The sequence below is a fragment of the Pseudomonas migulae genome, from assembly GCF_043225285.1.
GTDB classification, from domain to species: domain Bacteria; phylum Pseudomonadota; class Gammaproteobacteria; order Pseudomonadales; family Pseudomonadaceae; genus Aquipseudomonas; species Aquipseudomonas migulae_C.
Map to the genome: position 1 here is coordinate 69,669 of NZ_CP171224.1, position 26,436 is coordinate 96,104.

Annotated in this window: 26 protein-coding genes; 15 read left to right on the forward strand and 11 right to left on the reverse strand. The window is 59.6% G+C overall.

Features of this window, described 5'->3' with window-relative positions:
• Positions 1-205 precede the first annotated feature (205 nt).
• Entirely contained in the window at positions 206-1,108 is a 903-nt protein-coding gene (locus ACF6ZU_RS00420) for an MBL fold metallo-hydrolase (RefSeq protein ID WP_392889794.1), read from the forward strand.
• Between the two features lie 81 nt (positions 1,109-1,189).
• Here ACF6ZU_RS00420 and ACF6ZU_RS00425 read toward each other — a convergent pair whose 3' ends face one another.
• The gene (locus ACF6ZU_RS00425; protein WP_392889797.1) at positions 1,190-2,116 is read right to left on the reverse strand and encodes a LysR family transcriptional regulator; all 927 of its coding nucleotides are present in this window, start codon (positions 2,114-2,116) and stop codon (positions 1,190-1,192) included.
• 227 nt (positions 2,117-2,343) lie between these two features.
• Here ACF6ZU_RS00425 and ACF6ZU_RS00430 point away from each other — a divergent pair, with 227 nt between their 5' ends.
• Genes ACF6ZU_RS00430 through ACF6ZU_RS00440 form a run of 3 tightly spaced genes read left to right on the forward strand, consistent with a single transcriptional unit; the run spans position 2,344 to position 5,125 of the window.
• Positions 2,344-3,780 carry an NAD-dependent succinate-semialdehyde dehydrogenase gene (locus tag ACF6ZU_RS00430; RefSeq protein WP_392889799.1) on the forward strand — a complete coding sequence of 479 codons (1,437 nt, stop codon included), beginning with the start codon at positions 2,344-2,346 and terminating at the stop codon, positions 3,778-3,780.
• A 12-nt stretch (positions 3,781-3,792) separates the two neighbouring features.
• A complete protein-coding gene (locus tag ACF6ZU_RS00435) occupies positions 3,793-4,125 on the forward strand; it encodes a carboxymuconolactone decarboxylase family protein (RefSeq protein ID WP_392889801.1) in 333 nt (110 codons plus the stop codon).
• Position 4,126: 1 nt separating this feature from the next.
• Complete coding sequence (locus tag ACF6ZU_RS00440) at positions 4,127-5,125, forward strand: NAD(P)H-quinone oxidoreductase (RefSeq protein WP_392889803.1); 999 nt, start codon at positions 4,127-4,129, stop codon at positions 5,123-5,125.
• A gap of 116 nt (positions 5,126-5,241) precedes the next feature.
• Here ACF6ZU_RS00440 and ACF6ZU_RS00445 read toward each other — a convergent pair whose 3' ends face one another.
• From ACF6ZU_RS00445 to ACF6ZU_RS00455, 3 genes are all read right to left on the reverse strand, one after another.
• Entirely contained in the window at positions 5,242-6,135 is an 894-nt protein-coding gene (locus tag ACF6ZU_RS00445) for a LysR substrate-binding domain-containing protein (protein WP_392889805.1), read from the reverse strand.
• Between the two features lie 68 nt (positions 6,136-6,203).
• On the reverse strand, positions 6,204-6,584 hold the full coding sequence (locus ACF6ZU_RS00450; protein ID WP_392889807.1) for a RidA family protein: 381 nt from the start codon (positions 6,582-6,584) through the stop codon (positions 6,204-6,206).
• A gap of 40 nt (positions 6,585-6,624) precedes the next feature.
• Positions 6,625-7,581: a GNAT family N-acetyltransferase gene (locus ACF6ZU_RS00455; RefSeq protein ID WP_392889810.1), complete on the reverse strand. Its 957-nt coding sequence runs from the start codon at positions 7,579-7,581 to the stop codon at positions 6,625-6,627.
• A gap of 205 nt (positions 7,582-7,786) precedes the next feature.
• Between ACF6ZU_RS00455 and ACF6ZU_RS00460 the strand changes: the two genes are divergently transcribed.
• The 6 genes from ACF6ZU_RS00460 to ACF6ZU_RS00485 all read left to right on the forward strand — a co-directional run bounded on the left by ACF6ZU_RS00460 (position 7,787) and on the right by ACF6ZU_RS00485 (position 13,668).
• On the forward strand, positions 7,787-9,097 hold the full coding sequence (locus ACF6ZU_RS00460) for a flavin-containing monooxygenase (protein WP_392889812.1): 1,311 nt from the start codon (positions 7,787-7,789) through the stop codon (positions 9,095-9,097).
• Between the two features lie 21 nt (positions 9,098-9,118).
• Positions 9,119-9,535, forward strand: coding sequence for a RidA family protein (locus ACF6ZU_RS00465; protein ID WP_392889814.1), 417 nt, complete (start codon positions 9,119-9,121; stop codon positions 9,533-9,535).
• 147 nt (positions 9,536-9,682) lie between these two features.
• Positions 9,683-10,360 carry a DUF1028 domain-containing protein gene (locus tag ACF6ZU_RS00470; protein ID WP_392889816.1) on the forward strand — a complete coding sequence of 226 codons (678 nt, stop codon included), beginning with the start codon at positions 9,683-9,685 and terminating at the stop codon, positions 10,358-10,360.
• Positions 10,357-11,508 (forward strand): acetylornithine deacetylase, encoded by a 1,152-nt coding sequence (gene argE, locus ACF6ZU_RS00475; RefSeq protein ID WP_392889818.1) that lies wholly within the window; start codon positions 10,357-10,359, stop codon positions 11,506-11,508. Before ACF6ZU_RS00470 ends, argE begins: the two co-directional genes overlap by 4 nt.
• Before the next feature lie 389 nt (positions 11,509-11,897).
• On the forward strand, positions 11,898-13,313 hold the full coding sequence (locus ACF6ZU_RS00480; protein ID WP_392889820.1) for a purine-cytosine permease family protein: 1,416 nt from the start codon (positions 11,898-11,900) through the stop codon (positions 13,311-13,313).
• Between the two features lie 136 nt (positions 13,314-13,449).
• Complete coding sequence (locus ACF6ZU_RS00485; protein ID WP_392889822.1) at positions 13,450-13,668, forward strand: PLD nuclease N-terminal domain-containing protein; 219 nt, start codon at positions 13,450-13,452, stop codon at positions 13,666-13,668.
• Between the two features lie 265 nt (positions 13,669-13,933).
• Here ACF6ZU_RS00485 and ACF6ZU_RS00490 read toward each other — a convergent pair whose 3' ends face one another.
• The 7 genes from ACF6ZU_RS00490 to ACF6ZU_RS00520 form a co-directional block, all read right to left on the reverse strand.
• On the reverse strand, positions 13,934-14,398 hold the full coding sequence (locus ACF6ZU_RS00490; protein WP_392889825.1) for a hypothetical protein: 465 nt from the start codon (positions 14,396-14,398) through the stop codon (positions 13,934-13,936).
• 119 nt (positions 14,399-14,517) lie between these two features.
• Positions 14,518-14,964 (reverse strand): NUDIX hydrolase, encoded by a 447-nt coding sequence (locus tag ACF6ZU_RS00495; protein WP_392889827.1) that lies wholly within the window; start codon positions 14,962-14,964, stop codon positions 14,518-14,520.
• Between the two features lie 49 nt (positions 14,965-15,013).
• Positions 15,014-15,439: a hypothetical protein gene (locus tag ACF6ZU_RS00500; protein ID WP_392889829.1), complete on the reverse strand. Its 426-nt coding sequence runs from the start codon at positions 15,437-15,439 to the stop codon at positions 15,014-15,016.
• 33 nt (positions 15,440-15,472) lie between these two features.
• Positions 15,473-16,021 carry a cupin domain-containing protein gene (locus ACF6ZU_RS00505; protein ID WP_007946335.1) on the reverse strand — a complete coding sequence of 183 codons (549 nt, stop codon included), beginning with the start codon at positions 16,019-16,021 and terminating at the stop codon, positions 15,473-15,475.
• Positions 16,022-16,394: 373 nt separating this feature from the next.
• On the reverse strand, positions 16,395-17,693 hold the full coding sequence (locus tag ACF6ZU_RS00510; protein ID WP_392889832.1) for an NAD(P)/FAD-dependent oxidoreductase: 1,299 nt from the start codon (positions 17,691-17,693) through the stop codon (positions 16,395-16,397).
• Positions 17,694-17,745: 52 nt separating this feature from the next.
• The gene (locus tag ACF6ZU_RS00515; RefSeq protein ID WP_392889834.1) at positions 17,746-19,236 is read right to left on the reverse strand and encodes an aldehyde dehydrogenase; all 1,491 of its coding nucleotides are present in this window, start codon (positions 19,234-19,236) and stop codon (positions 17,746-17,748) included.
• Positions 19,237-19,437: 201 nt separating this feature from the next.
• The gene (locus ACF6ZU_RS00520; RefSeq protein WP_392889836.1) at positions 19,438-20,814 is read right to left on the reverse strand and encodes a glutamine synthetase family protein; all 1,377 of its coding nucleotides are present in this window, start codon (positions 20,812-20,814) and stop codon (positions 19,438-19,440) included.
• 280 nt (positions 20,815-21,094) lie between these two features.
• Here ACF6ZU_RS00520 and ACF6ZU_RS00525 point away from each other — a divergent pair, with 280 nt between their 5' ends.
• The 5 genes from ACF6ZU_RS00525 to ACF6ZU_RS00545 all read left to right on the forward strand — a co-directional run bounded on the left by ACF6ZU_RS00525 (position 21,095) and on the right by ACF6ZU_RS00545 (position 26,395).
• Positions 21,095-21,856, forward strand: a complete 762-nt coding sequence (locus ACF6ZU_RS00525) for a gamma-glutamyl-gamma-aminobutyrate hydrolase family protein (RefSeq protein WP_392889838.1) — start codon at positions 21,095-21,097, stop codon at positions 21,854-21,856.
• A gap of 335 nt (positions 21,857-22,191) precedes the next feature.
• Entirely contained in the window at positions 22,192-23,334 is a 1,143-nt protein-coding gene (potA, locus tag ACF6ZU_RS00530; protein WP_392889840.1) for a polyamine ABC transporter ATP-binding protein, read from the forward strand.
• A gap of 29 nt (positions 23,335-23,363) precedes the next feature.
• Positions 23,364-24,245: an ABC transporter permease subunit gene (locus ACF6ZU_RS00535; protein WP_392893986.1), complete on the forward strand. Its 882-nt coding sequence runs from the start codon at positions 23,364-23,366 to the stop codon at positions 24,243-24,245.
• The gene (locus ACF6ZU_RS00540) at positions 24,242-25,126 is read left to right on the forward strand and encodes an ABC transporter permease subunit (protein ID WP_392889842.1); all 885 of its coding nucleotides are present in this window, start codon (positions 24,242-24,244) and stop codon (positions 25,124-25,126) included. The genes ACF6ZU_RS00535 and ACF6ZU_RS00540 overlap by 4 nt, the downstream gene beginning before the upstream one ends.
• A 171-nt stretch (positions 25,127-25,297) precedes the next feature.
• Positions 25,298-26,395, forward strand: a complete 1,098-nt coding sequence (locus tag ACF6ZU_RS00545) for a polyamine ABC transporter substrate-binding protein (RefSeq protein WP_392889844.1) — start codon at positions 25,298-25,300, stop codon at positions 26,393-26,395.
• Positions 26,396-26,436: the final 41 nt, after the last annotated feature.

Sequence of the window (26,436 nt, forward strand, 5' to 3'; positions counted from 1 at the left end):
CGGTACGTATCGCAGCGTAGTTGAGCGTTGCAGGCTTGTCAGATTTGCGCGGCGGCCGAATCAGCGCCAGGCGTTTTAGAAAATCTAAACTGTCATGGCTTAATTTTGATCCATTGTTTGAGCACCACTCGCGCTGTAAATAGAAGAGGCAGCCCCGCCGCTGTAATAGCCAACATTTGATCGCGGATTAAAGGTGATGCCTCTCATGACAAAAACAATCAAAAACCTCGCGTTCGCTGCCTCTGCCCTTTGCGTCCTGGGCACAGCATCTGCGGCACAAACCGGAGAGAAACATCCCGCCTTCGTCGTGCATAAACTCAATGACTTTCTGTATGCGATTGGCGAGCCCGACTATTACCAGAAGAACTATTCATACCTGGTCGTCGGTTCGGAGAAAGCGCTGATGTTCGACTCCGGCGCCAATCAAAAGGCAGACATCACCCAAGTGGCCAGGCAGATCACCGACAAGCCTTTGTCGGTGTTGCCTTCTCACCTGCACTTCGATCATCTGGGCGGCTTGCACAACTTCTCCAGCATCTACCTGCTGGATTCGCCCTACACCCAGAAATTCAGAAGCGAGGACGGCCTCTACAACGTGCCGGAACCCGTCTACCTCGGCAATCTGGACCACTTCAAACTCGCGCCCTTCAAGGTGGCGAGACTGGTCAAGCCCGATGAAGTCATTGACCTTGGCGGCGTGAAACTGAAAGTCCTCAGCACCCCGGGACACACTCAGGACGAAGTGGCGCTATATGACGAACAGCACAATATTCTGCTGTCGGGCGACCACCTCTACCCGTCCTGGCTACTGGCGGGAAACGTGAAGGACTACATCAGTTCAATCGACGCGACGCTTAAGATCATCAACAAGGAAACACGCATCTACGGCGCGCACGCTGACGAAGACCCAAACAAAGTGCCGGAAATGAACTACCAGGAAATCACCGGCATTCGGGACAAGATGGTGGCGATCAATGCGGGCCAGGCAAAAGGCGAGAAATTCACCGACCCGGACTTGATCAAGGATTCCCGACTCTACAAAGTCGAAAAGGACATCAGCATCCTGACCGACATCACCTTTACTGACGGCCGAACTTACGGCTACTGACAAAAAAAGGCCTGCCTGAGATTAATGCTCAGGCAGGCCTTTCCTTACTGAGGCGTAAATACCGTTATGCCTTGCGCCCTTTCAATCGATCAGTTCTTCAACCGTGATCGTCAGCTGAGTGCCAACCCGTTTTTTTAGCGTCTCAATAAAACGAGTAATTTTTGCGTCGACAAACTGTCGAGAGGTATAGACGGCATACACGCTGCGTTCATAGGTGTGATAGTCAGGCAAAACCCGCACCAGCCGCCCGGAACGCAAGTCGTCGATGGCCGTAAATCCAGCCAGCAAGCCGATCCCGGCGCCTTCCCGTATGGCCACCGCCATCGCATCCATGTCATTGACGCTGAAACTTGGTCCCTTGGGAGCAAATGTCGCCTCACCCGCCTTGCTCTTGAGCTGCCACTCATCCCTCACATAGTCCACAGTGCCGAGCAACAGGCACTGGTGATCACTGAGATCCTCTGGCGTCACAGGCGCCGCATGCCGCTTCAGATAATCGGGAGACGCGACCAGGACACAATGGCTGACTCCAATCTTCTGACTGACGTAAGCCGAGTCCGGCAGCGTTCGGGCAATCAGAATCGAGACATCCAGTTGGTCTTCCAGCAGATTTGGCATGCGCTGGGAAAGCATCAAATCCACAGTGACATCGGCAAACTCCTTGCGGTACTCCAGCACCGCGCCGGTGACCAGTTGCCGAGCCAATCCGGGCACGCAATGCACACGCAAGGTGCCCCTGGGCATCAAGGCCGCATTGCTCGCTTCGGCTTCCGCGCTCTCAAGGTCGGCCAGGATTTTTGTGCACCGCTCATAAAACCGCCGCCCCGCATCGGTCACCGAGAGACGCCGAGTCGAGCGTTGCAATAGACGGGCGTCGAGTCCGTTTTCAAGCGCGGTCACAGCACGCGATACGTTACCGACGGTGGAGTCCAGATGGTTGGCCACGGCAGTGAAACTGCCCATCTCGACAACCTTTATGTAAACCGACATGTTCGAAAGTTTATCCATCCCGACCTTCCTGTAGATCTGACATTGACCGTGATAACGAGCGATTTCGCAGATGCTACACGCTCCTCCCAGTGCTCGATATTACTTCCCGGCACAACAATGATTCCCTTCTGGCCGACTAAATCAAATGGCGCGCCTTCCATAGACTTGGTTGCACAGGCCCTGTGACACAGCCGTTCAGGCGCCGATTTTCATACGAATCCTGACAACCAGCCGAAGGCCAAATCATGACTACGTCCTACGACCCGCTTTATCTTTTTATCGGTGGTGAATGGATCAGTGCCGAATGGCGCGATACTGCCGCTGTCGTCAACCCGGCAACCGGACGTGAAATTGGACGCGTCCCGCTCGCCACCGCGGGCGACCTCGACCACGCCCTTGAAGTGGCTCGACTGGGCTTCGAAGAATGGCGGCAGACCGTACCTGACAAGCGCGCAAAAATCCTCAAACGCGCCGCTGATCTGATCCTGGAACGAGCCCCTCACATTGCTGCGCAAATGACACTGGAAGAAGGCAAGCCGCTGGGTGAAAGCCTGGACGAAGTGACTCGTGCCGCGGAGTACTTCGAGTGGTTCGCCGAAAGCGCCCGCCGCATCGATGGCCGCGTCGTACCGGCCAATCGTCCGGGCGTGCTGCAACTGGTAAAACGCCAAGCCATCGGCCCCGTGGCCGCGTTCACACCCTGGAATTTCCCGGCCATCACTCCCGCTCGCAAGCTCTCGGCAGCCTTGGCTGCAGGTTGCAGCGTCATTCTCAAGTCAGGTGAAGAAAGCCCTTCCACAGCGCTGGCCCTGGCGCGTGCCCTCGACGATGCCGGATTGCCCAAAGGCGTGCTGCAAGTGGTCTTCGGCGTACCGGATCAAGTGTCCAGCCACCTGATCGCCTCATCGATCATTCGCAAAGTAACCTTCACCGGATCAGTGCCCATCGGCAGACTCCTATCCGCCCGAGCGGCCGAGGGCGTCAAGCCCATCACGCTTGAACTGGGTGGCCACGGACCCGTGCTGGTATTTGCCGACGCAGACATTCAAAAGGCTGCCGTTGAGGGTGTCGCGAACCGGTTTCGCGGGACCGGCCAGGTGTGCATCTCCTCCACTCGGTTTCTGATCCAGCGTGACGCCTATCAGGCGTTTGCCGACCATTTTGTCGCTGCAACCAACGCCCTGCGAATCGGCGATGGCCTGCATCCGCAGACTCAGGTCGGACCGCTCGCCAACCCTAGGCAGCTGGCCAAGATGGAAGAGCTGGTGGCCGATGCCGTCGAGAAAGGTGCGCGGGTATTGGCCGGTGGCGAGGCCTTGCCCGGTGAAGGTTTCTTTTTCCAGCCCACCGTGTTGGCCGATGTGCCCATGAACGCCCGCGTCATGCACGAAGAACCCTTCGGGCCCATCGCCGTGCTGATGCCGTTCGATGACCTGACGGATGGCCTGAAAGAAGCCAACCGCTTGCCCTACGGACTTTCAGCCTACGCGTTCACCTCCAGCGCTCGAACGGCCATTGACGTCGCTGACGGATTGGAGGCCGGGATGATCGGAATCAACCAATACCGCATCGTCGCAACCGAGCTGCCTTTCGGTGGCATGAAAGAAAGCGGTCACGGCTCGGAAGGCGGCATTGAAGGCATCGAGCACTACCTCACTCACAAATTCATCAGCCAGGCTTAAGGAGAACGTCCCGTGTCCACGCTCAATTTCAGCAGCCCTCGCGAAGCGGCCCGCGCGTTTACACCGAAACTGTCGCAATTTGTCGACTCAACCCTTTATCCGCAGATCTGGAGCGATCCCGCGTTGTCTCCCCGCGACCGCAGCCTGATTACAGTGGCCGCTTTGATTGCCGGGGGTCACTCGGAAGAGTTGCCTGCACACCTGCGGCGGGCGGTCAGTAATGGGGTGACCCATGACGAGATAGCAGCAGCGATCACCCATCTCGCGTTTTATGTGGGTTTCCCCGGCGCCATCACCGCCTCGGCCATTGCCAATGCCACGTTTACCGAATCGGAGAAACATTGATATGAAAGCTATCACTCTCAGGGAATTCGGCGCCGCAGACGTCCTGGAACTCGCAGAGGTTCCCGATCCTGAAATACGCCCTACCGACCTGCTGGTGCGTGTCTACGCAGCGGGTGTGAACCGTGCGGACCTCACTCATCGAACCGGTGGGTACGGCCATCCGAATTTCGGCGACTCGCTGATTATCGGGCTGGAAATCGCCGGTGAGGTGATCGGGAAAGGCAGCGCGGTGACCGGTTTCGAGGTGGGAGACCGAGTGATGGGCGTTGTCGGCGGCGGCGCCTATGCCGAGATGGCGCGCATCGACTATCGCATGGCCATGCACATCCCTGCGCAGCTCGACTATGTGCACGCGGCGGCAATTCCCGAGGTCTTCGTCACCGCCCATGAAGCGATGATGCACCTCGCTCGGCTGAAGTCCGGCGACTCGGTGTTGATTCACGCTGCCGCTGGAGGCGTAGGGTCTGCCGCCGTGCAGTTGGCCTACGCCACAGGGGCCACGGTGTATGCGACAAGCGAGGGCAGCAAGTTATCGCGTGTGGAGCATTTGGGCGCGGATGTGGCCATTGACTACAAGACACAGGATTTCGCCGAAGTCATTGCCGAAAAAACCAATGGGCGAGGCGTCGATGTGGTGATCGATTTTGTTGGCGAGCCTTATTTCGCACGCAACATCGCGTCGCTTGCTCACGGCGGCCGCATGATTCAGGTCGGCATCCTTGGCGGTGGCGGGAAGGTGACTGTGGAGCTGGAGCACATCCTTTACCGTCACTTGCAAATTATCGGCACGGTCATGAAGTCCCGCACGCAGCCCGAGAAGCACGACATGATCAAGCGCTTCCGCGAGCATTGGCTTGATCGCTTCGAGGGTGCTGGAAGCCTGGAGCCCGTCGTCGATAGCACGTTCCCGCTGTCACGGGCTGCCGATGCCCATCGCCGGATGGAGTCTTCCGAGAACGTCGGGAAAATTATATTGACGATGCCGCTCGACCCACTGTAGGAGCGAGCTTGCTCGCGATGGTCGTCATCGATAACGCGTGCTTACTGGCTGAACGGGGCGCTCTTGAGTCAATCGCGAGCAAGCTCGCTCCTACAGTTCTCTAGCCGTGAGTAGGGTCACAACCGTGAGTTTGCGGCTGAATACAGCCACTCAATGAGGTTGTTCACTTCAGGCCGCTCCCGTTTGCCCTCTGCGCACAGGCAGTAGTAATTGTGCAGGGCCGGCACCGTCAGTGTCAGCGGCTGGATCAATCGGCCATCGTCCAGATCCCGCGAGGACACCACCTCGTCGCTCAACGCCACACCAAAGCCATCCCGCGCCGCCTGCAAGACCATGCCGAAGTCATCGAAATACATGTCCGACGGCTCGCTTCTGCTCAGTCGGGCCTCGGCCAGCCATTGCTTCCACTGGCTGCCATCGTCCTCATGCAACAGCCGATGTTTCGCCAGATCCGCGATGCTGCGAATGCCATTCGGCCCTCGCAACAATTGCGGGCTGCACACCGGCGTCATGCGGATGCCATGCAACAACCGCCACCAGAATCCGGACCAGGGCGGCGCACCGTAGACCACGGCGACATCGGCCCGGCGCCAGTCGACCTCCGCAAAAAAGGCGGCGGTGATGACGTTCAGCCTGATGTGCTTGTTGGCTTCCATGTAGGCGAACAGGTGCGTCGCCAGCCACGTGACGCCGTGCACCGGCGGTATGGACAGGGTCACTTCGGTGATTTGATCCGGATCGATCGACGGATCCTGCAGCAACTGCACGGCGCCCTCGATCTCCCCCATCGCCTTGGCGACGCTCTTTTGCAGCGCCTTGCCGCGTTCAGTCAGCACCAGCTGTCTGCCGCGCTTGGCAAACAGTTCGACGCCCAGGCTTTCCTGCAGCGCCTTGACCTGCTGGCTGATCGCCCCCGACGTGACATGCAACTCCACAGCGGCAGCCGACAGGCTGCCGAGGCGGGCCACGCTTTCAAACACGCGAAAACTGTTGAGCGGAGGGAGCGCCATGGTTTCTCCGGCGATGTTGCCCGGCAGCTGCCGCTCATTGAACGGCGCTGCCCATCAAGTCCGCGAAATCAGCCCTTGGCGGCCATCGCGGTCACTTCCACACGCATGCCTTCAACCGCCAGCGAAGCCACGCCCACGGCGGCGCGCACCGGCCATGGTTTGGCGAAGAAGCGCTTGTAGACTTCGTTGAACGCGGCGCGGTCGGCCATGTCGGTGAGGTAGATGGTCAGGTGCATGACGCGGTCCATGGAACTGCCGGCGCGCTCCAGTGCGACCTTCAAGGCCTGCAACGTGCACTCGCTTTGCAGGGTGATGTCGCCCAGTTCGAGTTCGCCGTCGGCGCGGGTCGGGATCTGGGTCGACACCAGGATGCCGTTGAAATCGGCAACGTCGGAGGAAATGGAATCGGCGTCAGGATCAGGGGTGAAGATGATGTCTGGGTTCGCCATGGGGTTCTCTTGTTTGAGGGAGTAAAAAAGTGCGGGCAGTTTACCGCGCATCGGGCCTGAGGCGAGTGAATTGCTGCTCGGTGACAACGCTGCCCCACTGACTGCCTTGCTCTTCGTGGGTCAGCGCAAACCCTTCGGCTTCATAGAGCCGACGCGCGGCGTCCAGGCCCTTGAATGTCGCCAACTCGATCGCCTCGAAACCAAAGCCGTCGCAGAACGCGACGGCCTCGCGCAGCAGCTGACGACCGACCCCGCCGCCACGACAGCCATCGTCGAGGATGAACCAGCGCAGATGCGCTTGATGGTTGCCCAGGTCCTGCCCGTCAATGGCGACCGAGCCGACGATGCGCTCGTTCAGCGTCGCCACCCAGATTTGATTGCAGGGCTGGTCCAGGCGCCCGACGAACTCGGCCAGGCCGCTGGCGACCCGGCTCTCGAAAAACTGCCCGAATCCGGAGTGCCGGGCGTAGAACGCGGCATGCATTTCCGTCACGCGCCCAACGACGCCAGGACGGTAACCGGTGCTGATTTCGACGGCACTGCCCGGCGCTTGGCTTTCGCCGGTGCGCTGCGCATTCAGGGCTTGGGCATAGGCCGCGAGCCCTTGGGCGACCGCCTGTTGTTGCGAAGGGTTCAAGTGTTCCAGCGCCGTCTCGACTTGAAGCTGGCCGTAAGCATGGATCGCCGCCACCGTGCGTTTGCCCTGTCGGGTCAGCTGCAAGCGCTTGACGCGACCATCGCTGTCGGCGCTTTCCACCAGCTCGCCGGCCTTGATGAGTTTGGCCACCATGCGGCTGACACTGGACTTGTCCAGATCAAGCAATTGCACCAGTTGAGCGGCGGTCAACCCGGTTTGCGCCTCGATTTCCAGCAGCGAGTGCACGGCCGAAGGTGAATAGTCGGTGGCCGCCAGGGTGGCGCGCATGAAGCCCAACTCACGGACCATCGTGCGCGACGCAGAGCGGATTTCTTCAATCAATGCGGGATGAGCGCTCACTTCAAGCTCCTCTGAAAATAGTTGCACTATACAACCATACTTCAGCGCAGGGCTTCAATAGTCGCTCGGGCAAACGCTCTGCATCAGTTATTTATACTCAAATGCCAGCTTAATAATATTTTACCGATACCAGGGTCATCCCTAGTCTTGAGCCCAAGAAATGGCAGGCCGCTCGCGACCTAAATCCAACTCGAAGGGTATAGAGATGACCACTGAAAAAATAAAAACAGATACGCTGATTGTTGGCGCCGGTCAGGCTGGCGTGGCCATGAGTGAACACCTGAGCAAACTCGGCGTGCCGCACCTGGTGCTGGAGCGCAACCGCATTGCCGAGCGCTGGCGCACCGGCCGCTGGGATTCGCTGGTAGCGAATGGTCCAGCCTGGCATGACCGCTTTCCGGGCCTGGATTTCGACGACCTCAGCCCCGACGAATTTGCACCGAAAGAACGCGTGGCCGATTACTTCGAAGCCTACGCGAAGAAATTCAACGCACCGATCCGCACCGGTGTGGATGTACTCAAGGTCGAGCGCAACGTTGGCCGCCCGGGCTTCACCATCGAAACCTCTGAAGGCGTGATCGAGGCCAACCGCGTGGTCGCTGCCACCGGGCCTTTCCAGCGTCCGGTGATCCCGCCGATTGCGCCGCAGGATCAGCCTTTCCTGCAAATCCACTCCGCCGATTACCGCAACCCGCAGCAATTGCCCGAAGGCGCAGTGCTGGTGGTTGGCGCGGGCTCCTCGGGCGTGCAGATCGCTGATGAGCTGCAGCGTTCCGGCAAGAAGGTCTACCTCTCCGTCGGCGCCCACGACCGCCCGCCTCGCGCCTACCGTGACCGGGATTTCTGCTGGTGGTTGGGTGTGCTCGGCGAGTGGGACCAGGTGGCAATGAAACCGGGCCGTGAGCACGTGACCATCGCGGTGAGCGGTGCCCATGGCGGCCGCACCGTGGACTTCCGTGGCCTCGCCCATCGCGGGATGACGCTGGTCGGCCTGACCCAGGCGTTCAACGGCGGCGTGGCGACGTTCCAGCCTAACCTGGCGGAAAACCTGGCCCGTGGCGACGAGAACTACTTGGCGCTGCTCAATGCCGCTGACGCCTACATCGAACGCAACGGCCTGGACCTGCCGGAAGAACCGGACGCGCGCATCACTTTCCCCGATCCGGATTGCGTGACCAACCCGATTCTTGAACTGGACCTGACCCAGGCCGGCGTGACTTCGATCATCTGGGCCACCGGTTTTGCCACCGATTACAGCTGGCTGAAGGTCAATGCCTTCGACGACAAGGGCAAGCCGCAGCATCAGCGTGGGGTGTCGAGCGAACCGGGTGTGTACTTCCTCGGGTTGCCATGGCAGTCGCGTCGCGGGTCTTCGTTCATCTGGGGCGTCTGGCATGACGCCAAGTACGTGGCCGATCAGATCGCCATCCAGCGTTCCTACCTCGACTACCACGATGCGGCGCAACGCGAGGCGGACGTCGCTTCGATAGCCCCGAAAAAAACTGTCAGCGCTTAAGCCACATTTCAGGAGTTTCACATGTCTGCGCCAACCCATACCCGTATTCGCATGTTCAACACCAAGGAAACCTACCCGAACCAGAGCCTCGACAACGACCTGTGCCAGGCCGTCCGCGCCGGCAACACGGTGTATGTCCGCGGCCAGGTCGGCACGGATTTCGAAGGCCGGCTGGTGGGCCTCGGTGACCCGCGCGCACAAGCCGAGCAGGCCATGCGCAACGTCAAGCAGTTGCTGGAAGAGGCCGGCAGCGACCTGAGCCATATCGTCAAGACTACGACTTACCTGATCGACCCGCGCTACCGCGAGCCGGTGTATCAGGAAGTCGGCAAGTGGTTGAAAGGTGTGTTCCCGATTTCGACCGGGTTGGTGGTCTCGGCGCTGGGGCAACCGCAGTGGTTGATGGAGATTGATGTGATTGCGGTGATTCCCGAGTAGACCGCGTCGCGGCTATCGCGAGCAGGCTCGCTCCCACATTTGATCACTGTTGCTCACACATTTTGTGTTCACCAAAGATCCCCTGTAGGAGCGAGCCTGCTCGCGATGAGGCCCGCCCAGCCACCTCATTTGCCAAGGAGCAACACCATGACCTTCTCCATCGCAGCCCGCTGCCCCGAAACCGGCCAGTTCGGCATCGCCATCAGCTCCTCCAGCATCGCCGTCGGCGCCCGCTGCCCGTGGCTGCTGCCGGGTGTCGGCGCCGTGTCCACGCAAAACATCACCCTGCCTTCCCTCGGCCCGGAAACCCTCGCCCTCATGGAGCAAGGCCTCGCCCCCGCCGAGGCGCTGGACAAAGTGCTCACGCGCAACGGGTACAGCCAGTACCGGCAAATCACTGCGATTGACCACCTCGGCCGCACCGCCCACTTCAGCGGCGCGCAAACACTGGGCAATCACAACGCCGTGTCCGGCGAACAATGCGTCGCCGCCGGCAACATGCTCGCGGACCGGGGCGTGATCGAGGCCATGGTCGCAGCGTTCGAGCACGGCGAAGGTCAACTCGCCGACCGCCTGCTCGCCGCGATGCAAGCCGCCATTGCCGCAGGCGGTGAAGCCGGGCCGGTGCATTCGGCGGCGATGGTGGTGGTCGGCGAACTGACCTGGCCGATCATCAACCTGCGCGTGGACTGGGCCGATCACGACCCCATCGGCGAACTGGAAAAACTCTGGAACGCCTACCGCCCGCAAGTCCAGGACTACATCGACCGCGCCCTCGCCCCGGACAAATCCCCAGGCTATGGCGTCGCCGGAGACGACCGATGAGCAACAGCCGCGATTTGCTGAAAACGCTGGTGGCGTTCGACACCACCAGCCGCGAATCCAACCTGCAACTGATCGAATTTGTCCGCGACTACCTCGCCGGTTTCGATGTGCCTTGCGAGCTGGTCTACAACGAGCAGCGCAGCAAGGCCAACCTGTTCGCGACTATCGGCCCGGCTCATCTGCCGGGCATTGTGCTGTCCGGGCATACCGATGTGGTGCCGGTCGACGGCCAGCCATGGACGGTGCCGCCGTTCGCACTGACCGAGCGCGACGGCAAGCTGTTCGGGCGCGGCACGGCGGACATGAAGGGCTACATCGCCTGTGTGCTGGCCCTGGTTCCTTCGCTGGTGAACGCTTCGCTGAGGCTGCCGGTGCACATTGCGCTGTCGTATGACGAAGAAGTGGGTTGCCTGGGCGTGCGTTCGTTACTGGCTGAGCTGGAGCGGCGTCCGGTCAAACCGATGCTGTGCATCATCGGTGAACCGACCGAACTGAAACCGGTGCTCGGGCACAAAGGCAAACTGGCGATGCGCTGCGACATTCACGGTGAAGCCTGTCATTCGGCGTACGCGCCACTGGGCGTTAACGCGATCGAGTACGCCGCTGAACTGATCGGCGAACTGGGTCGAATCGGTCACCGGCTGAAAGCGCCCGAGCATCACGATGCACGTTTTGATCCGCCGTTTTCCACCGTGCAAACCGGCGTCATTTCCGGCGGTAAAGCGCTGAACATCGTCCCCGCCGATTGCCGCTTCGACTTCGAGATCCGCGCCCTGCCTTCCCATGATCCGAGCGACGTGGCGCGGGAGTTGAAGGCCTACGCCGAGCAGCAGGTTCTACCGCGCATGAAGGCCGTGAGTGAACAGAGCGAGATTCGCTTCAGCGAGTTGTCGGCGTACCCCGGATTGGCGACGGATGCACGCAGTGAAGCGGCTGAGTTGATTGCCGCGTTTTCCGGCTCGCGGGAGTTCGGCACGGTGGCCTTCGGCACCGAGGGCGGCCTGTTCGATGCCGCCGGCATTCCCACTGTCGTGTGCGGTCCTGGCAGCATGGATCAGGGTCACAAACCGGATGAATTCGTCAGACTCGAACAGCTCGAAGCCTGCGACGAAATGCTGCAACGGATGCTCGCGTTCATCCGCCAATAAACCCAACATCCGAACCGCCTTTGTAGGAGCCGGCTTGCCGGCGATGGCGTCTTCAGAATCGCCATCGCCAGCAAGCTGGCTCCCACAGTTTGCGTGGTGGGTCAACGATCCCGAACACCCCAAATCCCCCTGTGGGCGCGAGCCTGCTCGCGATGACGGACTCACATTCAACACCTCTGTTGACTGACACTCCGCCATCGCGAGCAGGCTCGCTCCCACAGTTTTTTGACCTGCCCATGGGCATACATTTTTTAACGTCTATACCAACAATCTTTGTAATTTATCTATCCCACCCCACCGCACATCATCCACTCCAACAAGAAAAGCGTCGCCCTCGTGTGCCGCTCACCGAAGTACGTCCACGTACTCAAATTGCCTTGGAGTCCGTCATGGTTACCGCTGCAAACACCTCCGCCCCGCTCATTGAAAAACACACCATCGGCTACGTGCCGCCCGAAGATCGTCACGGCAAAACCCGCGACCTGTTCACCCTCTGGTTCGGCGGCAACATCGCCCCGCTGCCCATCGTCACCGGCGCCCTCGGCGTGCAGATGTTCCACCTGAACCTGGTGTGGGGCATCGTCGCCATTCTCGTCGGCCACCTGGTCGGCGGCGTGCTCATGGCGCTGCACTCCGCGCAGGGCCCGCAGATGGGCATCCCGCAAATGATCCAGAGCCGCGCCCAGTTCGGCTCCCTCGGTGCGCTGCTGGTGGTGCTGATCGCTGGCATCATGTACATCGGCTTCTTCGCCTCCAACATCGTCCTCGCCGGCAAGTCGCTACACGGCGTGGTCGACAGCGTGCCGGTGCCCGTCGGCATCGTCATCGGCGCCCTCGGTTCCGGGATCATCGGCATCATCGGCTACCGCTTCATCCACGTGCTCAACCGCATCGGCACCTGGGTGCTCGGCGCCGGCATCGTGCTCGGCTTCGGCTACATCTTCACCCACGTCCAGACCGCCGACTTCCTCACCCGCGGCAGCTTCAACATTTCCGGCTGGCTCGCCACCGTGTCACTCGCCGCGCTCTGGCAAATCGCCTTCGCCCCGTACGTCTCCGACTACTCGCGCTACCTGCCGGCCAACGTACCCGTCGCCGCCACGTTCTGGACCACCTACCTGGGCACCGTGCTCGGTTCCAGCCTGTCGTTCATCTTCGGCGCCGTCGCCGTGCTCGCCACGCCCGTCGGCATGGACACCATGGACGCGGTCAAACTCGCCACCGGCTCGATCGGCCCGCTGATGCTCGTGCTGTTCCTGCTCAGCGTCATCAGCCACAACGCCCTCAACCTCTACGGCGCCGTGCTCTCGCTGATCACCCTGGTGCAAACCTTCGCCTACCGCTGGATCCCCACCGCAAAAAGCCGCGCCCTCCTCTCGATCATCATCCTCGCCGCCTGCTGCTTCGCCGCCGTCGGCGCCTCCGCCAACTTCATCGGCCACTTCGTCGACATGGTCCTGGTGCTGCTCGTGGTGCTGGTGCCGTGGACCGCGATCAACCTGATCGACTTCTACGCCATCCACAAAGGTCAGTACGACATCAACTCGATCTTCAAAGTCGATGGCGGGATCTACGGCCGCTACAACCCGCAAGCGTTGCTCGCGTACGCCATCGGCATCGTGGTGCAGATTCCGTTCATGAACACGCCGCTGTACGTCGGACCGATTTCCGAGCACATCAACGGCGCGGATCTGTCCTGGCTGGTCGGCCTGCTGATCACCTCGCCGCTCTACTACTGGCTGGCCAATCGCGACAGCGCGTACAAACGCAAGTTGTCGAGCGGAAAACTGGCTAACGCCCTCTAACCTGTAGGAGCGAGCCTGCTCGCGATGAGGCCCTGACAACCGCAGAAATTCCACCCGTCAGGGCCCACCCCTCAAACTTTAATGAACCCCCACCACCCCAGCCCACCTAAAGCAAAGACCATCAGGAGGGCAACCCATGCAAACCGAAACCATCTGGATCGTACTCACCGCCATTCTCATCGTGATCGAGCTATGGGCCATCAACAAAGTGCGCAAAGCCGAAGGAAAATCCAGCAACAAACTCGTATGGATGGTGGTGATCGTATTTGTGCCGCTGTTCGGGCTGATTGCTTGGCTAGTGGCTGGGCCGAAACATACCGATCCAAATCCGCATTCGCCGCAGGCTCGGCAGTGAGGTTGGGGGATTTGCGGTAGCCATTTGCAGAACACCGCTGCTTGAAACGACAAAGCCCCGATGATTGGGGCTTTGTTGTTTTTGGTTATTCGGCCTTAAAAACTGATAGGGAAAACCATGGCAAGGGCCTCCCGAACAAGCGTCAGTAAAGCGCTGGCATAGCAAAAGCTCCAACACGGAACTTTCCTACAAAGTGATGTCGATATGATAGCGCGCAGATACAAAGCTTTCGAAATCAATCAGAGTCAGGCTGTTACCTGGCAAATCATGGAAGCCTGTGATGAAAGCAATTATTTTGATTTTGTTGATGTTCAGTAGTTATAGCTATGCCAACTGCGAAAACATCAAAGACGATGATCAGCGTAGCTATTGCAGAGCTCAGGAAAGTGGCAGTGGATGCGACAACATAAAAAACGACGACATGAGGAATGCTTGCAAAGGGGAAACGACCGGCAGCGGGTGCCAGAACATCCACGACAATGATCAGCGCAACTTGTGCGAGGCCAAACTGAGCGGTAATGGCTGCGACAACATAAAAAATGATGACATGAGAAATGCTTGTAAAGGGCAAACAACCGGCAGCGGATGCCAGAACATCCACGATAATGATCAGCGTAACTTGTGCGAAGCCAAACAAAGCGGTCACGGTTGCGAAAACATCAAAAATGACGACATGCGCAATCAATGTAAAACCGTCACGCAATGATATAGAAGCAGTTCCGCCAACCAAGTGTCACTCCGAGTTTTCACGCAAACAATAAAAATCCGATGCCTGAATGGGCACCGGATTTTTTCAGCCGTGTCAAACGCCTAATTCAGGCTGTGCTCGAGGCAATTGGGTAACAGGTTTCAATCCAACATCGGCACTTTGTTCAACAATTGGTAAAGCCCATCTGGGACCAACGGTGTTTCAACGGTAAAGCTCGTCCACGGCAACCATTTCGCGACGAAGGCTGCACCATTGCTTTCGTGCGCATTCAAGTGCGGCAAGTCGTAGACATTGGCATCCACAAACTTCGCATCGTAGATCTGCACGATCTCGTGCCCTGGATTTCCGGCATAGGTAAAGAGGCTTTCGAGCGTGCCTAGCAGGCGAACATCGGTAATGTCTAAACCGAGCTCTTCTTCAACTTCACGCACAACCGCCTCGGCACTGGTTTCGCCAAATTCGATTCCACCGCCGATCGGGCGGAAGAATCGCTTTCCAGTGACGGGATCACAGGCTTCGTTGACGAGTATCTTGCCATCGTGATGGAAGACGCAGAGTGCAAGTGGGCGGATGCGTAATGCGGTCATGAGGTGAATTCCATTTGCTGGGCAGAGAGTGTATCGGTCACGGCGCCAATCAATGTCTGCGGCCAGGCTTCCAGACACAGTGAGCAAAAACAGAAACAGCACACGCGAAAGCTATAAACAGAACGCCAACCGAGCCCCAACGCGGCAACTCTCTCAAAAACCCGACCTTATCAATGACCGGAAAACTGAGAACGGTCCCAATCGAAGCCCCGACGACAATCCCTACCCTCGAGCCCCACACACTCGTGTATCGCGCCTCTGTGCCGAACTCAATCCGCTTCACTCTCGGCGCCACGTAATACACGCCGACAATGCAAAAGACTACGAAAGAGGCAACTCCTGCCGCCTTGAGATACGCGTCTTCCACACCAAAAATCTGTTTCAGTCCCGCCACCAATATCACGGAGTAAAAGGCTGAACTGGCAATGACCATCAGCCATGCCCAGAGGTAGTAGCGAAATGTTCGAGCATCCATACTCACGCGATTCCTTAGGGCACGGCAATCAAGTCAGAAGTTAGCCGGGGTGTTGGCGCTGATGATTTCCGCCTCATCCTGGCCAATGTTGCGGAACTTGTGCGGCAAGGTCGTCGGGAAGTAATAACCGTCACCGGCATTGAGCACACTAATCTGCCCATCCACCGTCAGCTCCACCGTGCCGCGGGTCACAAGCCCGCACTCCTCACCTTCCGAATGCACAATCGGCTCTTCCCCGGAACTCGCCCCCGGCGCGTATTGCTCGCGCAACAACCGCATCTGCCGGCTCGGCACCGACGCGCCAATCAGCAGCAACCGCAGGCCATGACGGCCAAGGTCCGGCTGTTCATTGGCGCGGAAGACGTATTGATGCTCGCGCGGCGGCTGATCAAAGGTGAAGAAGTCCGCCAAAGACATCGGAATGCCTTCGAGCAGTTTTTTCAGGGAGCTGACGGAGGGACTGACGCGATTCTGTTCGATCAGGGAGATGGTGGCATTGGTGACGCCGCTACGGCGGGCCAGCTCGCGCTGGGAGAGTTTGTAGCTTTCGCGTACTAATTTGAGTCGTGAGCCCGTGTCCATGACAGCCTTATGCGAGAAATACTTAAGGGTTATGGGGGTGGATGGCGGGCGACTTTTGGCCGCGAAAGTACCGCTTCCCTGTCCCGGAGTTTTGAAAGGCGGGTATTAAATCACGTTTGTTCGTGTTGCTGTAGGCGCATGGATGGTGGTGATGGTGGTGAGCCAGGTGAGGTTGATGGTGAGCGGGATGACGCCATCGCCAGCAGGCTGGCTCCCACAGTTTTAGATCTCGGTTGCACATGCATTTTGTGCCTGCTTTGGATCCAGGGTAGGAGTGAGCCTGCTCGCGATGGCGGTGTGTCAGGCGACATCATTATTCAATGTGCCGCCGTCATCGCGAGCAGGCTCACTCCTACAGGGATTTGCGCTGGAATTAGATACCGAAGCGATCGCGCAGTGCGTAGTACGCGGCGCCCATGGCGGTGAGCGGGGCCTGGAAGGTGCGGCCGCCGAGCATCGGCATGTGCGGAAGCGAGGCGAAGGCGTCGAAGCGTTCGGCGTCGCCGCGGATCATTTCCGAGATCAGTTTGCCGGCCAGGTGCGAGCAGGTGACGCCGTGGCCGCTGTAGCCTTGCATGAAGTAGGCGTTTTTCTCGATGCGACCGAATTGCGGCATGCGCGACATGGTCAGCAGGAAGTTGCCGGTCCAGCGGTAGTCGATCTTCACGTCCTTCAGTTGCGGGAAGGTCTTGAGGATTTTCGGCTTGATCAGTTGCTCGATGTCGTCCGGTTCACGGGCGCCGTAGACCACGCCACCACCGTACAGCAAGCGGTTGTCGGCAGTCAGGCGGTAGTAGTCGAGCAGGTAGTTGCAGTCTTCGACGCAGTAGTTGTTTTTGATCAGGCTGCGCGCAACCTTCTCGGACAACGGTTCGGTGACGACGATTTGCGAGCCGCACGGCATGCTCTTGGCGGTCACGCGGTTGTCGAGGCCTTGCGGCAGGTAGGCGTTGCCGGCGATCAGCAGGTACTTGGCGCGGACCACGCCTTTGGCGGTGCGCACGGTGATCGGTTCGCCGTAGGTGATTTCCACCGCCGCCGATTGTTCGTAGATCTTGCCGCCGAGGCCGATGATCGCCGAGGCTTCGCCCAGGGCCAGGTTCAGCGGGTGGATGTGGCCGCCCTGCATGTCGAGCAGGCCGCCGACATAGCTGTCGCTGCCGACTTCGCGCTTGATGTCCGCGGCGTCGAGCATTTGCAGATTTTTATTGCCGTAGCGTTCCCAACTGCTTTTCTGCTCGGCCAGGCCCTTGAGCTGCTTCTTGTTCAGCGCAGCGAAGATGCCGCCCGGCTTGTAATCGCACTGGATGTCGTAGTGCTGTATGCGCTGACGGATGATGTCGGCGCCTTCGAAGATCATGCTGCCGAGGACTTCAGCGGTCTTGTCGCCGTAGCGTTCTTCGATGACATCGACGTCGCGGCTGTAGGAGTTGACCAGTTGGCCGCCGTTGCGACCGCTGGCGCCGAAACCGACTTTGGCGGCTTCGAGCACGGTGACGCTATAGCCGGCTTCGGCCAGGAACAGCGCCGAGGACAGACCGGTGTAGCCGGCGCCGATGATGCAGACGTCGCAGTCCACCGCTTGTTCCAGCACCGGAAAGTCGCCGGTGAAGTTGCGGGTGGCGGCGTAGTAACTGTTTACATGCTTCTGTTGAGTAGAGTCTTGTTTCATAGGTTTCTCCGATGGCCGCCAGCACTCGCCGGCGACCGCCGTTGTAGAAGTATTAGAGCTTGATCCAGGTCGCTTTGAGTTCGGTGTATTTGTCGAACGCGTGCAGCGATTTGTCCCGACCGTTACCCGACTGCTTGTACCCGCCGAACGGCGCGGTCATGTCGCCACCGTCGTACTGGTTGACCCAGACGCTGCCGGCACGCAAGCCACGGGCGAAGGTGTGGGCCTTGCTCAGGTTGCTGGTCCAGACGCCGGCGGCGAGGCCGAAGATGCTGTCGTTGGCGATGGCCAGGGCTTCTTCAGCGGTGTCGAAGGTGATCAGCGACAGCACCGGGCCGAAGATTTCTTCCTGGGCGATGGTCATGGCGTTGGTCACGCCATCGAAGATCGCCGGTTCCACATACAGGCCACCGGTGGCTTCGAGGGCACGGCTGCCGCCGGCGATCAGTTGCGCGCCCTGGTCCTTGCCGACCTGGATGTAGCGCAGCACGTTGTCCAGTTGACGCTGATCGACGACCGCGCCGACCGTGGTTTCCGGGTCCAGCGCGTGTCCCGGTTTCCAGGCTTGCAGCGCTTCCACCAGCAGCGGAATGAACTGCTCGCGGATCGAACGCTCGACCAGCAGACGCGAACCGGCGGTGCAGACTTCGCCCTGGTTGAAGGCGATGCCGCTGGCGGCGGCCTGTGCTGCCGCGCGCAAATCCGGCGCGTCGGCGAACACCACGTTTGGACTCTTCCCCCCTGCTTCGAGCCAGACGCGTTTCATGTTGCTTTGGCCAGCGTAGATCAGCAGTTGCTTGGCAATCGCGGTCGAGCCGGTGAAGGCCAGAACGTCGACGTCCATGTGCAACGCCAGCGCCTTGCCGACGGTGTGGCCATAGCCCGGAAGGACGTTGAACACACCTTTCGGGATGCCGGCGTCGAGTGCCAGCTGGGCGATGCGAATCGCGGTCAGCGGCGACTTTTCCGACGGCTTGAGGATGAACGAGTTGCCCGCCGCGAGCGCCGGGGCGAACTTCCAGCTGGCCATGATCAGCGGGAAGTTCCACGGCACGATGGCAGCGACCACACCGGCGGGTTCGCGGGTGATCAGGCCGAGCTGGTCGTGCGGCGTGGCGGCGACTTCGTCGTAGATCTTGTCGATCGCTTCGGCGCTCCAGCGGATCGCGTTGGCGGTCGCCGGGATGTCGATGTTCAGCGAGTCATTGATCGGTTTGCCCATGTCGAGGGTTTCGAGCAGGGCGAGTTCTTCCTGGTTAGCCAGGATCAGGTCGGCGAAGCGGATCAAAGTACGCTTGCGCTCGGCCGGGGCGAGATTGGCCCAGATGCCGGATTCGAAGGTGCGGCGCGCGACGGCGACGGCTTCGTTGGCGTCGGCTTCGTCAGTGCTGGCGACGTTGGCCAGGAAGCGGCCGTCGACCGGGCTGATGCATTCGAAGGTGGCACCGCTGAGTGCATCGCGGTATTGGCCGTCGATGAAGGCGCGGCTTTCGAGGGTCAAGGACTGGAAGCGTTGTTCCCAGTCGCTGCGAGTATTTATCATGGAAGTGACTCGACGCAGGGGAATAGGTGATCGCCAGTTAAAAACCTGGCTTGAAATGCAACCCCCTGTGGGAGCGAGCCTGCTCGCGATAGCGGTGTGTCAGACGACATCAATGGTGATTGATCCGCCGCTATCGCGAGCAGGCTCGCTCCCACAGTTGATGGGTGGTGTACGCGAAGAATGCGTACACCATTTGACCCATCAAACGGTGTGCAGGTACCAGTTGTACTCAAGGTCGGAGATGGAATTCTCGAACTCGGCCAGCTCGCTTTCCTTGCACGCCACGAACACGTCGATGTACAGCGGGTCGATGTATTTGGCCATGACTTCGCTGTCGTCCAGCTCGCGCAATGCGTCACGCAGGTTGTTCGGCAGGCTCTGTTCGTTTTGCTCGTAGCTGTTGCCTTCCACCGGTGCGCCCGGCTCGATCTTGTTGGTCAGGCCGTGATGCACGCCTGCCAGGACCGAAGCCATCAGCAAGTACGGGTTGGCGTCGGCACCGGCCACGCGGTGTTCGATGCGCACGGAGTCCGGCGAACCGGTCGGCACACGAACGGCCACGGTGCGGTTGTCGATGCCCCAGCTCGGCGAGTTCGGCACGTAGAACTGTGCGCCGAAACGACGGTAGGAGTTGACGTTCGGGCAAAGGAACGCCATCTGCGCTGGCAGGGTCTCGAGCACACCGCCGATCGCGTGTCGCAGCGCGGCGTTCTGCTCGGGATCCTCGCTGGCAAAGATGTTGTTGCCTTCTTTGTCGAGAATCGAAATGTGCACGTGCAGACCGTTGCCCGCCTGACCCGGATATGGCTTGGCCATAAACGTGGTGTCCATCTCGTGGTCGTAGGCGATGTTTTTCACCAGACGCTTGAGCAACACCGCGTAGTCGCAGGCCTTGATCGGGTCGTTGACGTGATGCAGGTTCACTTCGAATTGCGCCGGGGCGCTTTCCTTGACGATGGCGTCGGCAGGGATGCCCTGCTCTTTCGCGCCTTCGAGGATGTCTTGCAGGCAGTCGACGTATTCGTCGAGGTCATCGATCAGGTACACCTGGGTCGACATCGGACGCTTGCCGGACACCGGCGAACGTGGCGATTGCGGACGACCGTTCACGTTGTCCTGGTCGATCAGGTAGAACTCCAGCTCGAACGCCGCGCAGATGGTCAGGCCCAGTTCGTCGAACTTGCGCACCACATTGGCCAACACTTCACGCGGGTCAGCGAAGAACGGCTCGCCTTCCAGTTCGTGCATGGTCATCAGCAGTTGCGCGGTCGGGCGCTTCTGCCAAGGCTCGATGCTCAGGGTTCCGGGGATCGGGTAGCAGATCCGGTCGGAGTCGCCGATGTCCAGACCCAGGCCGGTGCTTTCCACCGTAGAACCGTTGATGTCCAGGGCAAACAGAGACGCCGGCAGGTTGATGCCTTTTTCGTAAACCTTATGAAGACTGGTGCGCTCGATGCGCTTGCCGCGCACCACACCGTTCATATCCGCAATCAGAAGGTCGACGTACAAAACCTCAGGATATTTCTTAAGGAATGCGTTTGCTTCGTTGAGTTGAACGGCACGCAGAGGGACCGACATGATGCACCTATTAGCTGTTAATTATTATGTTCACTGCACTTTCTGGAGCCCAGTCAACCCGAACGGCAAAGTGAAGTCAATAGCGAACACATGACCTTTCAGCCTTTATTTTTGGGGCTTTTTTGGGCACGAGGGTGCCATATCAGTCGTGAGCACCGCGTAAATGCAGGCGATCGGACGTGCGGCGTTTAGAATTTTTTACATGAGAGTTGTTAATTAAAATCAACAAGGCTAAGCTCCGGAAAAGCTCGTTCAAGTGTGAAACTTCGAGGTGATAAAAATGGCATTCAAGCCATTGATCGGCGTTACTGCGTGCGTCAAACAGATTGGCCTGCACCCCTACCACATCAGCGGCGACAAGTACTTGCGTGCTGTCAGCGTCGCGGCTCTGGGGCTGCCTGTGGTCATTCCTTCCTTAGGCGAACTGACTGAAATCGAAGATGTGCTCGCGCATCTCGACGGTCTGTTGCTGACCGGCTCGCCATCGAATGTGGAGCCCTTCCACTATCAAGGCCCGGCCAGCGCTCCCGGCACGGATCACGATCCAGCACGGGACGCCACGACTCTTCCTTTATTGCGTGCAGCCATTGCGGCGGGCGTTCCGGTGCTCGGCATCTGCCGCGGCTTCCAGGAGATGAACGTGGCCTTCGGCGGCAGCCTGCACCAGAAGGTGCATGAACTGCCGGGCATGCTCGATCACCGTGAAGCGGACAGTCCCGAGCTGTCGGTGCAATACGCCCCGGCCCATGCGGTGACGGTGCAACCCGGTGGCGTGTTCGAAGCGCTGGAGTTACCGGCCGAATTCATGGTCAATTCGATTCACAGCCAGGGCATCGACCGCCTCGCGCCCGGCCTGCGCGCCGAAGCGATTGCGCCGGACGGTTTGATCGAAGCGATTTCCGTGGACCACAGCCCGACCTTTGCAGTCGGCGTGCAATGGCACCCGGAATGGCAGGTGCTTTCGAATCCTCCTTATCTGAGTATTTTCCAGGCGTTCGGTGATGCATGCCGGCGACGGGCCGCGCTGCGTAAAACCCGCTGACCCAAAAACCCATTTACTGCCCCCGCGAGTTGGCGGGCGTGCCTTTGCGCGTCCGTAACTGGCGACAACAACACACTGCGATAACAACAAGTACTACCAGGCAGCCAGGACGGCGGCGCCGAATAAGCCCGAGCGGATCGGCAACGCAATTCCCTGTAGGAGCGAGCCTGCTCGCGATGGACGTCCGGATAACGCGGGCATCCAGATAGCCAGCGTTATCGTTGGCGTTCATCGCGAGCAGGCTCGCTCCTACAGTGGCCGGCGTTACGGGCTTGCAATCCACTCTTAAGTCAGGCCGCGTTGGCCCGACGACTGAAACCTGTTGGGAGTTTCACATGGCAAACGCCTCCAGCATTTACAGGAAGGCTCTTGAAGGTCACCAGGCACCGAAAAAGGTGCTGGTGAAAGTCGACCGCGTCACCAAGAAATTCGACGAAACCACGGCAGTGGATGATGTCTCGCTCGAGATTCATCAAGGCGAAATCTTCGCCCTGCTCGGTGGTTCCGGTTCCGGCAAATCGACGCTGCTGCGCATGCTCGCCGGCTTCGAGCGCCCGACCGAAGGCCGGATCCTGCTCGATGGCGTGGACATCACCGACATGCCGCCGTACGAACGGCCGATCAACATGATGTTCCAGTCGTACGCCTTGTTCCCGCACATGACCGTGGCACAGAACATCGCCTTCGGCCTCAAGCAGGACCGTTTGCCCGCCAGCGAAATCGACGCCCGCGTCGAAGAAATGCTGCGCCTGGTGCACATGACCCAATACGCCAAACGCAAACCCCATCAACTCTCCGGCGGCCAGCGTCAGCGCGTGGCCCTCGCCCGCTCCCTGGCCAAGCGTCCGAAGCTGTTGCTGCTCGACGAACCGATGGGCGCGCTGGATAAAAAACTGCGCTCGCAGATGCAGCTGGAACTGGTTGAGATCATCGAACGCGTCGGCGTGACCTGCGTGATGGTAACCCACGACCAGGAAGAGGCCATGACCATGGCCCAGCGCATCGCGATCATGCACCTGGGCTGGATCGCCCAGATCGGCAGCCCGGTCGACATCTATGAAGCCCCGGTCAGCCGCATGGTCTGCGAATTCATCGGCAACGTGAACGCCTTCGACGGCACCGTGGTGGAAGACCTTGAAGGTCACGCGATCATTCACAGCCCGGACCTGGAACAGAAGATCTACGTCGGCCACGGCGTCAGCACTTCCGTGGAAGACAAGTCGATCACCTACGCGATCCGCCCGGAAAAACTGCTGGTCAGCACCACCCAACCTGAAGGCCGCTACAACTGGTCCCAGGGCAAGGTGCATGACATCGCCTACCTCGGCGGTCACTCGGTGTTCTACGTCGAACTGCCTGGCGGCAAAGTCGTGCAGTCGTTCATGGCCAACGCCGAACGCCGTGGCGCGCGTCCGACCTGGGACGACAAGGTCTACGTGTGGTGGGAAGACGACAGCGGCGTGGTACTGCGCTCATGAAAACACTCAATCAGCAGTTCATGCGGCTGATGCCGAGTGGTCGCAAGCTCGTCATCGGGATTCCGTTCCTGTGGCTGTGCCTGTTTTTCCTGTTGCCGTTCTTCCTGGTGATGAAGATCAGCTTCTCGGAAGCGGCGCTGGCCATTCCTCCCTACTCCGAGATCTACACCTACGCCGAGCAGAAATTCCAGCTGTTCCTCAACGTCGGCAACTACCTGCTGCTGACCGAGGATGAGCTGTACATCTCGGCTTACTTCGGCTCGTTAAAGGTCGCGTTTTTCAGCACGCTGATGTGCCTGGTGATCGGCTTCCCGATGGCCTACGCCATTACCAAAGCGAACAAGGAAACGCAAAACGTCCTGATGCTGTTGATCATGATGCCGACCTGGACCGCGATCCTGATCCGCGTTTACGCGTGGATGGGCATCCTCAGCAACAACGGTCTGCTCAATGCGTTCCTGATGTGGACCGGGCTGATCGATCACCCGATCGAGATCCTCAACACCAACACCGCCGTGTACATCGGGGTGGTCTACGCCTACCTGCCGTTCATGGTGTTGCCGCTCTACGCCAACCTGGTCAAGCACGACGGCACGCTGCTGGAAGCCGCATCGGACCTGGGTTCGAGCAACTTCAACAACTTCTGGAAAATCACCGTGCCGCTGGCCAAGAACGGGATTATCGCCGGCTGCATGCTGGTGTTCATTCCGGTGGTCGGTGAGTTCGTGATTCCGGAACTGCTGGGCGGCCCGGAAACCCTGATGATCGGCCGTGTGTTGTGGCAAGAGTTCTTCAACAACCGCGACTGGCCGGTGGCGTCCGCCCTGGCGGTGGTGATGCTGTTGATCCTGATTGTGCCGATTCTGCTGTTCAACCGCAGCCAGGCCAAAGAGATGGAGGCACGGGGATGAAACGTTTCGGTTTTTCAAAATTGATGCTGGTATTCGGCCTGTCGTTTATCTACCTGCCGATGCTGATTCTGGTGATCTACTCGTTCAACGCCTCGAAGCTGGTGACGGTGTGGGGTGGCTGGTCGTTCAAGTGGTACGCCGGCCTGCTCGACAACACGCAACTGATGGGCTCGGTGGTGCGCTCGCTGGAAATCGCCTGCTACACCGCGATTGCTGCCGTAGCGCTGGGCACACTGGCAGCGTTCGTCCTGACCCGCGTCACGCGTTTCAAGGGTCGCACGCTGTTCGGTGGTCTGGTCACCGCGCCGCTGGTGATGCCGGAAGTGATCACCGGTCTGTCGCTGTTGCTGCTGTTCGTGGCCATGGCGCAGTTGATCGGCTGGCCGATGGAGCGTGGCATCGTCACGATCTGGATCGCCCACACCACGTTTTGTGCTGCCTACGTGGCGGTGGTAGTCTCCGCGCGCCTTCGTGAGCTGGACCTGTCCATCGAAGAAGCGGCCATGGACCTCGGGGCGAAGCCGTTCAAGGTGTTCTTCCTGATCACCATCCCGATGATCGCACCGTCACTGGCGGCCGGCGGCATGATGTCGTTTGCCCTGTCGCTGGATGACCTGGTGCTGGCGAGCTTCGTGTCTGGCCCTGGTTCGACGACCTTGCCGATGGAAGTGTTCTCGGCGGTGCGTCTGGGGGTCAAACCCGAGATCAACGCCGTGGCCAGCCTGATCCTGCTTGCCGTTTCGATCGTGACCTTCATGGTCTGGTATTTCAGCCGCCGCGCCGAAGCCACCCGTAAACGCGCGATCCAGGAAGCGATGGACCAGACCGCCAGCGAATCCTGGCAGCAACCTAAAAAGCAAATGCTGGAAGCAACGGCATAACACCGCCTCCCTGTAGGAGCGAGCTTGCTCGCGATGGACGTTAACGATAACGCGGGCTGTCTGATTGAACGCGGCGTCCGTGAGTTTTTCGCGAGCAGGCTCGCTCCTACAGAGGGTCGCGCAAGCATTTGCCGTGTGATTTTGAATAAAAAGAGAAATGGAGTTGTACCGATGAAAATGTTTGGCAGGACTCTGCTGACACTGTCCTTATTGGGCGCGATCGCCACCGGCGCCCAGGCCAATGACAAGGTTCTGCGCGTCTACAACTGGTCGGATTACATTGCCCCGGACACCGTCAAGAAATTCGAAGACGAGACCGGCATCCGCGTGACCTACGACGTGTTCGACAGCAACGAAACCCTTGAGGCGCGTCTGCTCGCAGGCAAATCCGGTTACGACATCGTCGTGCCGTCCAACAGCTTCCTGGCCAAGCAGGTCAAGGCCGGCGTCTATCAGGAACTGGACAAGTCGAAGCTGAGCAACTGGAAAAATCTCAACCCGGTCCTGCTGAAAAACGCCTCGGCCAGCGACCCGGATAACGCTCACGCCTTCCCGTACATGTGGGGCTCGATCGGCATCGGTTTCAACCCGGCCAAGGTCAAGGAAGTGCTGGGGGCCAACGCGCCGACCAACTCCTGGGACTTGCTGTTCAAACCGGAAAACGCCGAAAAGCTGAAGGCCTGCGGCATCAGTTTCCTCGATTCGCCGACCGAGATGCTCCCCGCCGCCCTGCACTACCTGGGCTACCCGGCGAACTCCCAGGACAAAGGGCAGATCGCTGAAGCGGAAGCGCTGTTCATGAAAATCCGGCCGTCGGTGGCGTACTTCCATTCGTCGAAGTACATCTCTGACCTGGCCAACGGCAACATCTGCGTCGCGGTCGGTTACTCCGGCGACGTGCTGCAAGCCAAGGCCCGCGCGCAGGAAGCGGGCAACAATGTGACGATCGACTACAGCATTCCGAAGGAAGGCGCCGGCAGCTTCTACGACATGGTCGCGATCCCCCGGGATGCGGCGAACGTCGAGAACGCCTACCAGTTCATGAACTTCCTGATGCGCCCGGACATCATCGCCGAGATCACCAACAACATCGGCTACAGCAACGCCAACGCTGCGGCGACTCCGTTGGTGGATGAAGCGATTCGCGATGACCCGGGCTCATATCCGTCCCAGGAAGTGATGGCGACGCTGTATGCGATTCCGGACATGCCGATTGGCGTTCAGCGGGTGATGACGCGCGGCTGGACGCGAGTGAAGCTCGGGAAATAATCGCTGAATCCAAGATAGCTATCGCGAGCAGGCTCGCTCCC

Coding starts and splice junctions, on each gene's coding strand:
- ACF6ZU_RS00515 (WP_392889834.1), bottom strand. CDS start 19,236: ATGATAAATACTCGCAGCGACTGGGAACAACGCTTCCAGTCCTTGACC.
- ACF6ZU_RS00470 (WP_392889816.1), top strand. CDS start 9,683: ATGACCTTCTCCATCGCAGCCCGCTGCCCCGAAACCGGCCAGTTCGGC.
- ACF6ZU_RS00460 (WP_392889812.1), top strand. CDS start 7,787: ATGACCACTGAAAAAATAAAAACAGATACGCTGATTGTTGGCGCCGGT.
- ACF6ZU_RS00445 (WP_392889805.1), bottom strand. CDS start 6,135: ATGGCGCTCCCTCCGCTCAACAGTTTTCGCGTGTTTGAAAGCGTGGCC.
- ACF6ZU_RS00525 (WP_392889838.1), top strand. CDS start 21,095: ATGGCATTCAAGCCATTGATCGGCGTTACTGCGTGCGTCAAACAGATT.
- argE (WP_392889818.1), top strand. CDS start 10,357: ATGAGCAACAGCCGCGATTTGCTGAAAACGCTGGTGGCGTTCGACACC.
- ACF6ZU_RS00485 (WP_392889822.1), top strand. CDS start 13,450: ATGCAAACCGAAACCATCTGGATCGTACTCACCGCCATTCTCATCGTG.
- ACF6ZU_RS00500 (WP_392889829.1), bottom strand. CDS start 15,439: ATGGATGCTCGAACATTTCGCTACTACCTCTGGGCATGGCTGATGGTC.
- ACF6ZU_RS00495 (WP_392889827.1), bottom strand. CDS start 14,964: ATGACCGCATTACGCATCCGCCCACTTGCACTCTGCGTCTTCCATCAC.
- ACF6ZU_RS00545 (WP_392889844.1), top strand. CDS start 25,298: ATGAAAATGTTTGGCAGGACTCTGCTGACACTGTCCTTATTGGGCGCG.
- ACF6ZU_RS00430 (WP_392889799.1), top strand. CDS start 2,344: ATGACTACGTCCTACGACCCGCTTTATCTTTTTATCGGTGGTGAATGG.
- ACF6ZU_RS00540 (WP_392889842.1), top strand. CDS start 24,242: ATGAAACGTTTCGGTTTTTCAAAATTGATGCTGGTATTCGGCCTGTCG.
- ACF6ZU_RS00505 (WP_007946335.1), bottom strand. CDS start 16,021: ATGGACACGGGCTCACGACTCAAATTAGTACGCGAAAGCTACAAACTC.
- ACF6ZU_RS00450 (WP_392889807.1), bottom strand. CDS start 6,584: ATGGCGAACCCAGACATCATCTTCACCCCTGATCCTGACGCCGATTCC.
- ACF6ZU_RS00480 (WP_392889820.1), top strand. CDS start 11,898: ATGGTTACCGCTGCAAACACCTCCGCCCCGCTCATTGAAAAACACACC.
- ACF6ZU_RS00425 (WP_392889797.1), bottom strand. CDS start 2,116: ATGGATAAACTTTCGAACATGTCGGTTTACATAAAGGTTGTCGAGATG.
- ACF6ZU_RS00420 (WP_392889794.1), top strand. CDS start 206: ATGACAAAAACAATCAAAAACCTCGCGTTCGCTGCCTCTGCCCTTTGC.
- ACF6ZU_RS00535 (WP_392893986.1), top strand. CDS start 23,364: ATGCCGAGTGGTCGCAAGCTCGTCATCGGGATTCCGTTCCTGTGGCTG.
- ACF6ZU_RS00520 (WP_392889836.1), bottom strand. CDS start 20,814: ATGTCGGTCCCTCTGCGTGCCGTTCAACTCAACGAAGCAAACGCATTC.
- potA (WP_392889840.1), top strand. CDS start 22,192: ATGGCAAACGCCTCCAGCATTTACAGGAAGGCTCTTGAAGGTCACCAG.
- ACF6ZU_RS00465 (WP_392889814.1), top strand. CDS start 9,119: ATGTCTGCGCCAACCCATACCCGTATTCGCATGTTCAACACCAAGGAA.
- ACF6ZU_RS00440 (WP_392889803.1), top strand. CDS start 4,127: ATGAAAGCTATCACTCTCAGGGAATTCGGCGCCGCAGACGTCCTGGAA.
- ACF6ZU_RS00510 (WP_392889832.1), bottom strand. CDS start 17,693: ATGAAACAAGACTCTACTCAACAGAAGCATGTAAACAGTTACTACGCC.